This is a genomic window from candidate division KSB1 bacterium, assembly GCA_034505495.1.
Taxonomy (GTDB): domain Bacteria; phylum Zhuqueibacterota; class Zhuqueibacteria; order Residuimicrobiales; family Krinioviventaceae; genus Fontimicrobium_A.
The window spans coordinates 33,003-43,800 of record JAPDQV010000028.1 but is presented as its reverse complement, the minus strand read 5'-3'; the positions used below and the strand labels follow the sequence as shown (position 1 = coordinate 43,800).

Below are 10,798 nucleotides of genomic sequence, written 5' to 3'. Positions count from 1 at the left end.
CCGCCTTCTTCCAACACATTCTTGAAGTACATGTACTGGTCAAATTTCAGACCGATGCCGCCGAGAATGATCATATCGACCTCGGCCTGCAGTGCGATGCGCGCCAAGAGTTCGTTATAGGGCTCGCCCGAGACCGAAAAGATAGGCAGCTTTTGCGAAGCGACCAAGGAGTTAAAGACGTCGATCATCGGGATGTTGGTGCGGATCATCCGGCTGGGGATGATGCGCTTGGCCGGGTTGACCGAGGGACCGGCGATCTGGATGACGCTCTCGGTGATCTCCGGACCGCCGTCGCGCGGCACGCCTGAGCCGTTGAAAATGCGTCCCAGCATGTTTTCGCTGAACGAGACGTTCATTGGATGGCCCAGGAAGCGAACCTCATCGTCGGTCGAGACGCCGCGGCTGCCCGCAAACACCTGCAGCGAGACCAGGTCTTCTTCCAGCTTGATGACCTGCGCCAGGGACTTGCCGCGCCGCGTCGTGATTTCCGCCAGTTCCTCGTAGGCCACGTCCGTTGCGCGGACGGTTATGACGTTTCCCGAAACGCTTTCGACCCGTTTATAGACTTTTCTCATATCGAATTATCCTTTTATCATATCGATGATCACTTTTTCCTGAGCGGCAAACTCTTCCGAGGCGAATTCCATATAGTTCCAATCGATGAACTTTTGCCGCAGATCGTAGAAATAAGCGCGCGCCTCTTCTTTGGAGGCGAATTTCGGCTCCTTGTCGAGCAACATTTCGATGATGTTGGAAACGTGCTGCTGCCGCTGCGGGGATGTCGCGGCATCGATCGGATCAAAGCCGTTCTGCTGCAGATAAACCGCGTCCAGGAACTCTGATTTCAGATAAATGACAAAGTCCTCGAGCGACGTGCCGTCCTCGCCGACGACCATCATCATCTGATGCACCTCGGAGCCGCGGAACAAAAAGTCGCGCGCTTTTTCGACCTGCGCCTCGTTGACGGCGCCGCGGTAGCGCGACCACGACTCCAAGGGATGAATCGACGGGAAGCGCCGGGCGTTGGCGCGGTCGCGGGAAAGACCGTGGAAGGCGCCGACCACTTTGAGGGTCGCCTGCGTAACCGGTTCCTCAAAGTTGCCGCCCGCAGGCGAGACCGTGCCGCCGATGGTGAGGCTGCCGCGGCGTCCGTCGTGCAGCTCAACCAATCCGGCGCGCTCATAAAACTCGGCAATGCGCGATTCGAGATAGGCGGGGAAGGCTTCTTCGCCGGGGATCTCTTCCAGGCGGCCGGAGAGTTCGCGCATGGCCTGCGCCCAACGCGACGTCGAGTCGGCCAGCAGCAGCACGTGCAGACCCATTTGGCGGTAGTATTCGCCCAGCGTAGTGGCGGTGTAAACCGACGCCTCGCGCGCCGCCACCGGCATGGAGGAGGTATTGGCAATGATGATGGTTCGCTCCATAAGCGATCGGCCGGTGCGCGGGTCGGTCAGCTCGGGGAACTCGCGCATGGTTTCGACGATTTCGCCGGCGCGCTCGCCGCAGGCGGCGATGATGACAATGTCGACATCGGCGTAGCGGCTGGTGATCTGCTGAATGACCGTTTTACCGGCGCCGAACGGTCCGGGTACGCAGTAAGTGCCGCCTTTGGCGACCGGGAAAAACGTGTCGATGATGCGGACTTTGGTGATCAGCGGCTCAGTGGGCATCAGGCGGGTTTTATAGGCCTGAATCGGCAGTTTGACCGGCCACTGAAAGGACATGGTCAACTTGCGCTGGTTGCCGCGCTCATCCTGAATAACCGCGATTTGATCATCGACGCGGTACCCGCCTTTGGGGGCCAGTTCGACGACCTTCCACTCGCCCTGCACGTCAAAGGGAACCATGATATAGTGCTGGAACTGCGTCTCCGGCACCCAGCCTAAATAAGAACCGGCCAGTACCCGATCGCCGACCTTGGCCGTCGGAGTAAAGTCCCACACTTTTTCACGATCGAGTGGACTAAGGATGACGCCGCGCGGCAGAAAAAATCCGTACTGTTCGGCCAGTTTCGGCAGCGGGTTCTGCAGACCGTCGTAGATCTGCTGCAGCAGCCCCGGCCCAAGCTCGGCCGACAACAATTCGCCGGTAAATTCGACCTTATCCCCGACTTTGAGTCCCTTGGTGCTTTCGAACACCTGCAAAAACGCCTTGTTTCCTTGAATGCGAATCACCTCGGCCTTCAACCGCTGATCGCCGGTCACGGCATAACCCACCTCGTTCTGCGTGATCCTGCCGTCGACCAGTACCGTGATCAGGTTGCCGTTGACGCCGATGATTTTGCCCGTCACTTGATTCATATATCTACCTTGGTTAGTGATTGAAAGACTTGACGTCCTTTTTCCTTGTCAAACTCGGCCAGTTTTTCCAATATTTGCAGTTTGAAATAATAAAAAATCAAAAACTCGAGATCGAAATGATGCAGGGATTCCAATTCTTCGATCAGCTTCCAGCGATAATGCAGAAGATTTCTTTCGATTTCCAGCGGATTGCCTTCCTTGACCAAAGCGACCGGAAAAGTCTCCGGTTTATAGTCGAATCCTTCCTTTTGCGCCTTCCGCCACTGCGCCAAATCGCGGCGAAAAGCCGCTTCGTGTTCCGCATATTGTCTGAGCAAGGAAGGCATGTGGGAGGTCACCTCGAGAGCGTCAAAGCGCGCATGACGCAGCCGCTCGAAATCCGCGGCGCTCATCCACTTTTCCGCTTCCTGAAGAAACGCCGCGGTGGTCAACGGCGCCTCGCGGTCGAACCACAGCATCGGCAGCTGCGCAACCAGGTAATAATATTTATCCATTCTGCTTGCTCAACAGTTCGTTCAAACGCGGATTAAGAAAAGAGCGCATCACTTCGGTCAGACTTTCATCGGTAAAATCATAATAGACATTGCCGTCCTTCTGGCCGATCTGAAAGCCGCCGCTGATGTTGCGGCTGACTTGGATGGTGATGCCCTTTTTGGCCTCGTCCTTTAGAGCAGAAAGCAGCAGCGCTTCGAGTTTTTCAGCGTCCTTTTCGCTGACCAACACCTGTACCGGCCCCTGAGCAGACCACTTTTCCACCACTTTGAGGATCATTTCCTTGAGGAAATTCGGCTCCAGCGTCTGCTTCACCTGAGCCTTGAACACTGAATCGAGCAACGCCATAATGCGCGATTTAAAGAGCAGCTCGCCGTCGCGCGCCGCCTGGCGAATGGCAACTTCGGAATTCTGTTGAAACTGTTTGGCTTTGGCCTCGGCCTTGGCAATCATCTCTTTGGCCTGCTTTTCCGCTTCGGCGGTAATCTCGGCGGCTTTTTTTTCCGCCTCGGCAATAATCTCTGCCGCCCGCTTCTGCGCACCTTCGACACCCTCGGCCTTTAGCCGCTCGATGAGATTCTCCAGTTTAATCTCCATTCAAAACTCCTTCAATGAGCAATATCTTACACTCGGGGAAACTGCGGCGTTGGTCCCGCGCCGCCGACCATTCGATTTGCAAAGAGGAACTTGAAAATAAATTTAGAAATCTATAGAGTAAAAATCAAAGGATAAATCCTGAAAAGCGGTTCGCTAAGACACAATTTTACATGGTTTAACGGTGTCACACTCTTTTCTTGTTAATTTGAGACAAATTTTCTAAACTGCAAAAAACTCGAGAATAGGAATGAAAAAGATTTTTATAGCAGTGCTGATCAGCGGCGTTTGGACCTTCAGTCAGGCGCTGGAAGGCATATGGGAGTCGCTTGCCGCGCGTTGGAGTGTTTTGCTTCCAGCTGAGACCTATTCGGCGGAAAATTTGCACGAGTACATCAACGGCGCGGCAGAGCTGTTCCGTGCCTATGATGTTGTGGAAGCCGTCACTGCGACATTCTTTTTGCCGCCGGATTCCGCCCTTTGTTTTACGGTCGATCTCTATCGCTTTGCCGAACCGCTCGATGCGTTCGGGGTTTATGAACGCCAGGCTGCCTCTGGTCTCCCCTTGAATTTGGGTAACGCGGCAGCGACCTCATCCATGAGCGTCAAGTTGTGGCAGAACGAATACTATGTCCTGCTGACTGCCTGCTCGCCGGATTCGACGATGCAGCAGGCGCTGCTCAAGGCCGCCGAAATGATTTCAGCCGCGCTGCCGCCGCCGGTAGAGCCCCAAGAATTTTCACTCCTGCCGAAACCGAACGGAATTCCCCCATCCATGGCCTACTACCGCCGCAACTACCCCGGAATCGAAGGTCTTGAACGCGTGCTGGAAGCGCGCTATGGTAAAAACGAAGGTGAAAAGCGGATGATCCTGGTCCGTTGTCGAACCGAGGCGGAACGAGATCAGGCGCTGCGGCGCATTCGAGAAGCCGGAGGATGCGGCCGTGCGCTTGACTATGGCTTTGCCCTATTGGGCGAGTTTGTATCGACCCCTGCCGCATTGCAGCCGACACCGGAACAAAAGAGCCGACCCTAAGCAACATTGTCGATTAAGAAACCATCTTTTTCGCCGCGGCTGAAAGCTACGGCAACAACGTAAACTTTAAGCGGCGCGTCTTTCCGCCGGTGTTAAAAGTGAGCAAATAGACGCCCGCAGCAAGAGGGTGTCCGTATTCATCCCTGCCGTCCCAATGGTGATGCCACAAGCCGGAGCTGTATGAACCGCTGTGCAGCACTCGAATCAGTCGGCCGCTCAAGTCGTAAACCGCCGCATTGCCTTCGCAAGCATTGGGCAGATAAGCGGTAAAAACAAGCGGCCCGCGGGCAGGATTCGGCATTACCGCAAGCCGCAGAGTCTCAACTTCTGCCGGGCCCTGAATCGGTAAGCTGCTTTCGCCCAGGATTTCTTTTTCGCCGTCCAACGTTATGCGTAAAAGTCTGTAACAGAGGACGCCGGGTTGCACCACCGCAGAGTCGATGCAGCGATAGAGTCGCTCCTCTCCTGATGACATCCCTGCTTCAACGGGAATAAAGGGTGCAACGGCTCGAAACGTTCGAGTCGCTCCCTCTGATCTCTCAACGAGGTAGCCGGCTGTCTTCTGATCGGATAGACAGCGCCATTCGAGAAGCCGCTGGGAACCCTGATTAGCGGCATGGAAATCGATCAGATGAGCAGCAATCGGGGGATTATCCGAAAATTTGAGATCAAGAACCGCATCATGCCCGAATGGGGATTCGACTTGATAGGATTGATTGCCCAAAATCATGCCGCCGTCGGCAGTTTCGCCGGTCTCCGGATCGAACCAAGTCGCGCGGTAACGGCCGGTTTCGGCATGCAGTTTGAAAGTAACTGCATTAGAAGTCGAGACATAAATCAGATAGCGGTCCCCCTCTTTAGCCAGGCAAAAGGCTTCTCCGCTTAGAATACAGGCAGGCTTGGGTGTCATTTCGTGAAACGGCAATGAGGTCCGCACATATTCACCTAAAAGCCGCATGTACTCGGCGCCGTCGGAATAAAGCTTGTCTACGCGCAGAATCAGTTCTTTGCCGGTGTAAGTATAGATATTCCCCCAAGTAAAATAACCGCCGGCACACAGGATAGCCCACGCATCACGGCGCGTTTCTTCACCGCTTTGGTTATTAAAATAGTAATAGGGATCTCCGGGAGTTGTCGGGCCTTCGTAACCGAACTCGTCGTTGCAAACCGGCAGATTGGTAAAGCTGTCGGCGGCTATTTGTTGATAGAGAAAATCAGGAGTACCGTACATCTGCTGCGTGATATAGCCGAGCCAATCATCAAAAAGCGAAATATGCTGGGAACAGCTTTCCTGGCCGCTCGGATGGATGGACAGTGGATGACCGTAGGGATCGCCGCAGTCGAGAAGGCCGTCGGCAGGATTTTGATTGCCGAAACGAATAGCGCGTGCATGGTAATCGTATTCCGCAGGAGCTATTTCCTCTGAATATTCGCCTGCGAGGATCCAAAAGACGTTATAGGCGGCGTAACGCGCCACAATATAGCGGCGGAATCGGGAAAAGGTGTCGCGATTATAAGGAGGCTGATAAAATTCTTTAAAACGTTGCGCCCAAACGAAGACGAGCCCGGGAACGATGCCCGAACGCAGCATATAGTCGATGCGTTTGTCCACCCATTGGAAATAGCCGGGCTGCAGTTGATTGAGATCGGTATCATTAAACCATAAGCTGCCTCCTTCATTGATGGAAGGATCGCCGACGGTATGAATGACGCCGAGGACAAAATTAAAGCCCTGCTCGGCTCTGGCGTTGATATAGGGTACGAAGCGGCTCTCGTACGGTGCATTTTTGCTGCGGAAAATTCGCCAGCAGGTATCGCCCATGCGAAAAAACGGCGTACCGTCGGCGTAATAAAAGTGCCGTCCATGGCGGCGAATGAATCCCTTGCTTATGCCGGTGATGCATTCAATGACGCCGCCGTGACCGTCCAACAGGGGGTCATCGGAATGTGTCAGATAGCTCCATTCGCCGGGCTCTTCAAAAGCGACGCGAATCTTCCACGTTTGTCCTCCATCCCAAAAGCCTTCGAGCGAAAAATTCTTGTTTTGAGGCCCCCGAAACTCGGCCCAAAGACGATAAGAGAGATAAGGGTTTGCGACCGGAGAACCGCTCAAAGTGATTTCGAAAGCTTCATATTGGGGAACAGTCGGCGCCGCAATAAGAGGGGCTAACATGAAAAAGACAAAGGCAAGGCTTTGTTTGAATGTAAAGCCGAAGCCGATCGGTATTCGGTTGAATTCCCAATTCATGGGGAAAAATAAAATAATTTCAAAAAAAGTTCAATTCCATTCGAGCAGTGCCTTATCAGCTCACCTGCACTTTGGCTTAACGGCTTATGCTTAGACTCACTCGGTGGCTGTTGCCCAGATCGTGCGAGACAAAGGCATAATCGATACGAATTCTGCCGAAGCAAAGGCCGGCACCCGCACAGGGATAACGCCCCGAAAGCCCCAAGCGAATTGCCGCGGTGCGTGCAATCTCGGCCTCAAACCCCGCATGACCGGTGAGTGTTTCCTCGAGCTCCTGGTCAAAGGTGAAGGTGAAGCGCGTGCGAATGCCTTTGAAATAGTGCGATGCGGCAGCACCGAGTATTACGGCCGGTTCGGCGACATCTTGATGCCTGGAAGCTGTGTCCCAAACCAGTGCGGTCCTAGACAGATCTCGTATCATGACGGCCGCAGAAGCCCAGGAAATCGGGTCACCGGCTTCTTTATTGCGGCTGAAGGTTCGACCCATAAGGCCGAGGTCTGCACCCTGGCCCAGCCCCTGCTTGTCGTCCAGCTGATGGCGAAAATATTTGCCGCTGAGGCCGAACGTCAGCTCGACGGGGAAAATGATCATATGCGCGGACGGGCCGACGCCCAAGTCGAAAGCAATCTTTTTGGCAAAGGAAATGATCAGAGCATCCTGTGCATCGGAGAAGGAGCCGATCGCCTGACCGTCCGAGCGGCCGACGCCGTTGATCAGGCGGTCAACTCGGGTGCCGCTCAAAGGTGCATAACGGGGAATATCATCAACGGCCAGCCGCACCCAACCGCAGCCGATGACCCAGTCGCTGCGCAGGGCAAGCGCCCCTCCTGCGGTGTGATAGTGCGACAGCCCGTTAAAAAGGCTCACATAGTCGCCGTGCAAGGCAAAGCTGCGAACTCCGGATAGGCCGGCGGGATTCCAATAAAAGGAAGCGGCATCGCGCGTTAACGCGACATAAGCGCCGCCCATTGCCGCAGGCCGCGCACCGACGCCGATGCGCATAAAGTCCAGCGCGTATTTGCCGGCGAATAAGGGCGAAGCAAAACCGACGAGCAGCAGCAGAAAGAGCGTTCGTTTGGTCATGCTCCCCCCTACTCCAGCTTGGCCATCTTTTCAATGCGCTCAATGCGGCGATCGTCCCGCACGGCGGTGAACTTTAAATAATAGACGCCGTTGGCAATCGGTTCGCCCTCTTTGTCCATACCGTCCCACACCACTTCCTGGTAGCCGCTGACGTCGACCATTTCAAAGCCGCGGATGTGTCTGCCCGAGACGGTATAGATGTCCAACTTGACCTTATTGGCGACGTCGTCGATGTAAAAGGCGATAACGGTTTCATCAAGAAAGGGGTTAGGATGATTCGCGACGAAACGAACGCCGAACTCTTCGGCAATGCGGAAGCGAACCGTACGGCTCGCGCGGTTGGCATTAAAGTCGCCTGCCGAAACCAAAATTTCATGCTCGCCGCCGTCGAAATCGGTTTTGAAAGAGAGATGGGCAAAGCGCGGCTCTTTGGCGTCGAAGTTCAACGCATATTCAGCGGGAGAAAGGAGTCGGCCGTCGAGCGAGATCTGCAGCCGCTCCGGAGTGACGTCGACGCCGCTCTCGTCGCTGAGAGAAACGACAAACTGCGGCCGCTGCGGTGTTATGTCGCCGTCGGCAAAGTTCTGTCCCAGTACATCAATACGTATCGTAGGCGGAGTTTTATCCCTGTTGGCCATCAGGGCGAAAACGCAGGCGCCCGGCGGCAGATCGGCGACGAAACGGCCTTGCTCCGGCAGATGTTGTGTCGGTACGGCACGCCAGAGTCCGAAGACCGATTCCCAGACATAGACGCGCACGCTCTGCAGGCCGTAAACGACGAGCACCGAGTCTTGCGCGTCATAGGCGATCGATGCCTTGACCGGCTTGAGCGGCTTCAACGTTGTATCGGCAAAGATGAACCGATAAATTGCCGGCGCATTTGCACCGGGGCGCTTCAGAGGCAACAATGAGGCGTTTTCCGCTGTCCGCTGCAGTCCGGAATCGCTTAGGGCGTTCAGCTCCAAAGAAGAAGGGCGTTCGACGCTATTGGGCGGCAGGATCAGAGCCACTTGATCCTGCAGAAAGCGGAAAGCACCGGCGGAGCCGTTTTCCGGCGTCACCAGGCAGAGGGTTTGCACAAAGCGATTGTTGTTTTCTTCTTCCTCCGCCACCTTATTCTCGGGATCGATCAAGAGTTCCAGTTCGTAGCTGCCTGCGGAGACGTTTGGAACAGGAATACGCACCAGCGTGTCGGCGCGGGAGCGTACCCATGGGACGACAAAGCGGTCCGTCCATACAGCGCCGTTGCGTACGTCGCGGATAGTGATCGGCACAATGCGCGCATCGGAATCACCGCGGTTTTTGATCTTTGCCAATAGTTCAGGGCGGTCACCGGATATCCGGCGAAGCGGCGTATCCGTATAGAGATCAGGCTTGTAGCGGATGGTCAGCTGAATCGGATCGGTCACGATTTCGCCGATACCGGTAACCATCTGCAGACGATAGGCTACTACCGTGCCTTCTTCCCAGGAAAACTCGCCGCTTTTCCACAAGCCGTCGCCGGCAAGGGACATGGGCGCGTCCTTCCAGCTCTCGCCGATCTTCCATTGCGCGGTCAAGGAGCGGATGCCGCCGCTCTCTGCAGCGACGCGTCCGTCGATCTCGGCGACAAAAGCAAAGGGTTGCCCTCCCACCGGCGTCTCGGGCTGCGTTCCGAAACGTCGAAGCAGCGGCCTCAACACCCCAAAGGAGAGTGCGCCTGCCTGGCTGACGCTGCCGTCGGAAAAGAAGGCTTTGACATAGCCGACGCCGCCGCCCGTACCCCACAGGCTGCGAATCTGGGGCGTCAAGCGAAAAAGGTCGACCGTAAAGGTGCCGTTGACCTCAAAGCTCTGTTCGGCGATGGTCGAGCGTCCGGATACAGCCGATAGCATCAGCGTGCCTCGACTCGGCGCGCTGCCGGTCACGCGCATGGCATCGCCCTCCGAGAGAACCGATTTGGCAGATGTAAGTACAAGTTTTTCTTCAGGAAGCCGCAGACTAAGCGCCGGGTCTCCAAACAGGATAAAGTTCCGCACCGGTTCATCAAACCCTCTCGTCTGCGCCATGAGGTCATACTTGGCCAGCGTGGTTATCTCCCCTAATGTGCGTCGTCGCTGCCGAAAGATGCCCTCAAAAACGGCGTTGTTAAAGTAGAAATCGGCATAGCGGTACGACTTGCCGGCAGAACCGAACAGCGCCATAATGCCTTTTTCCGGCGCTGTGAGCAGAGCCTCCCCCAAGGATTGATGTGCCGGGTCATCGAAATGCCCGATATAGCAGGACATAGTCGAGCAAAAGGGATATTTATCGCGATTGTTCAGGCGCAGCAGATCGTCCTTTTCCAAAAGCTTGGCGTCGTCGATTTGCTCACCGGCTCCATGGACGAGAAAATTGAGAATGTTTTGGCCGCTGTTGATCCAACCGATCAAATCTTCTGCTGTGTGAAAATTCGGCGACGTGAAATCGGCATCCAAACGATGCACGATCAACCATTTGGGCAGATGATACTGGGTTACGTAATCGGCGGCATAGCCGAAAAAGTCGCCGGTTCCGGCAGCTACGGTGATGTGCCTTCGCCATTCTTCTGCGGTCTGTTTGGTTTCATAAGCGATGATTTTGTCGATCATCGCGGCAGCCTCCTCAGGGGAATTGGCGGGCAGGCGACCGATGAACAGGTCGGGCAGTTCGTCGTCTCCGCTCACTGCGGCAAAGTAATTGTCGCTCGAAGTCATCCCGAACGAAAAGGTGTAGACCATCATGCTGGGGATCAAAGTGCTCTGCGGGTGGTTCCAGGCAATTTTTTTGTTCATCCATAGCGTCGCATCGCCGAGCAGCAGCACATAGGCGGGAGCCGGTCTGCGCCAGTTTTCGAAGGCATATTTGAGAAAGCTGCGGATGGCGCGCGGATCAAAGATGCCGCCGCTGAATTCGTCAAAGACATCCTGTACATCGACGACGGCAACGCGCAGCCCTTGCGAGGCACGATAATCGGCCAGCCGCCGCGCCTGCGCCGCCAAGTCGCTGTGGGTGATGAGAATATAATCGGCGCCGTTTTGTGGGTT

Annotated in this window: 8 protein-coding genes; 1 reads left to right on the top strand and 7 read right to left on the bottom strand. The window is 55.4% G+C overall.

Annotation, left to right across the window (positions count from 1 at the left end):
- From ONB24_11140 to ONB24_11125, 4 genes are all read right to left on the bottom strand, one after another.
- On the bottom strand, positions 1-575 hold a 575-nt coding region (locus ONB24_11140; protein ID MDZ7316671.1), incomplete at its 3' end, for a V-type ATP synthase subunit B.
- A gap of 6 nt (positions 576-581) precedes the next feature.
- On the bottom strand, positions 582-2,300 hold the full coding sequence (locus tag ONB24_11135; GenBank protein ID MDZ7316670.1) for a V-type ATP synthase subunit A: 1,719 nt from the start codon (positions 2,298-2,300) through the stop codon (positions 582-584).
- A complete protein-coding gene (locus ONB24_11130; GenBank protein ID MDZ7316669.1) occupies positions 2,297-2,794 on the bottom strand; it encodes a DUF2764 domain-containing protein in 498 nt (165 codons plus the stop codon). The genes ONB24_11135 and ONB24_11130 overlap by 4 nt, the downstream gene beginning before the upstream one ends.
- Entirely contained in the window at positions 2,787-3,389 is a 603-nt protein-coding gene (locus ONB24_11125) for a hypothetical protein (protein ID MDZ7316668.1), read from the bottom strand. The genes ONB24_11130 and ONB24_11125 overlap by 8 nt, the downstream gene beginning before the upstream one ends.
- A gap of 247 nt (positions 3,390-3,636) precedes the next feature.
- Between ONB24_11125 and ONB24_11120 the strand changes: the two genes are divergently transcribed.
- The gene (locus ONB24_11120; GenBank protein ID MDZ7316667.1) at positions 3,637-4,422 is read left to right on the top strand and encodes a hypothetical protein; all 786 of its coding nucleotides are present in this window, start codon (positions 3,637-3,639) and stop codon (positions 4,420-4,422) included.
- A gap of 46 nt (positions 4,423-4,468) precedes the next feature.
- Here the strand turns inward: ONB24_11120 and ONB24_11115 are convergent, their stop codons facing one another.
- The 3 genes from ONB24_11115 to ONB24_11105 form a co-directional block, all read right to left on the bottom strand.
- The gene (locus ONB24_11115) at positions 4,469-6,595 is read right to left on the bottom strand and encodes a DUF4038 domain-containing protein (GenBank protein MDZ7316666.1); all 2,127 of its coding nucleotides are present in this window, start codon (positions 6,593-6,595) and stop codon (positions 4,469-4,471) included.
- A gap of 151 nt (positions 6,596-6,746) precedes the next feature.
- Positions 6,747-7,754 (bottom strand): hypothetical protein, encoded by a 1,008-nt coding sequence (locus tag ONB24_11110; protein ID MDZ7316665.1) that lies wholly within the window; start codon positions 7,752-7,754, stop codon positions 6,747-6,749.
- A gap of 8 nt (positions 7,755-7,762) precedes the next feature.
- On the bottom strand, positions 7,763-10,798 hold a 3,036-nt coding region (locus tag ONB24_11105), incomplete at its 5' end, for a C25 family cysteine peptidase (protein MDZ7316664.1).

Bases quoted from the DNA above. Each gene is read 5' to 3' on its own strand.
- ONB24_11135 (MDZ7316670.1), bottom strand. From the start codon at position 2,300: ATGAATCAAGTGACGGGCAAAATCATCGGCGTCAACGGCAACCTGATC.
- ONB24_11130 (MDZ7316669.1), bottom strand. From the start codon at position 2,794: ATGGATAAATATTATTACCTGGTTGCGCAGCTGCCGATGCTGTGGTTC.
- ONB24_11125 (MDZ7316668.1), bottom strand. From the start codon at position 3,389: ATGGAGATTAAACTGGAGAATCTCATCGAGCGGCTAAAGGCCGAGGGT.
- ONB24_11120 (MDZ7316667.1), top strand. From the start codon at position 3,637: ATGAAAAAGATTTTTATAGCAGTGCTGATCAGCGGCGTTTGGACCTTC.
- ONB24_11115 (MDZ7316666.1), bottom strand. From the start codon at position 6,595: ATGTTAGCCCCTCTTATTGCGGCGCCGACTGTTCCCCAATATGAAGCT.
- ONB24_11110 (MDZ7316665.1), bottom strand. From the start codon at position 7,754: ATGACCAAACGAACGCTCTTTCTGCTGCTGCTCGTCGGTTTTGCTTCG.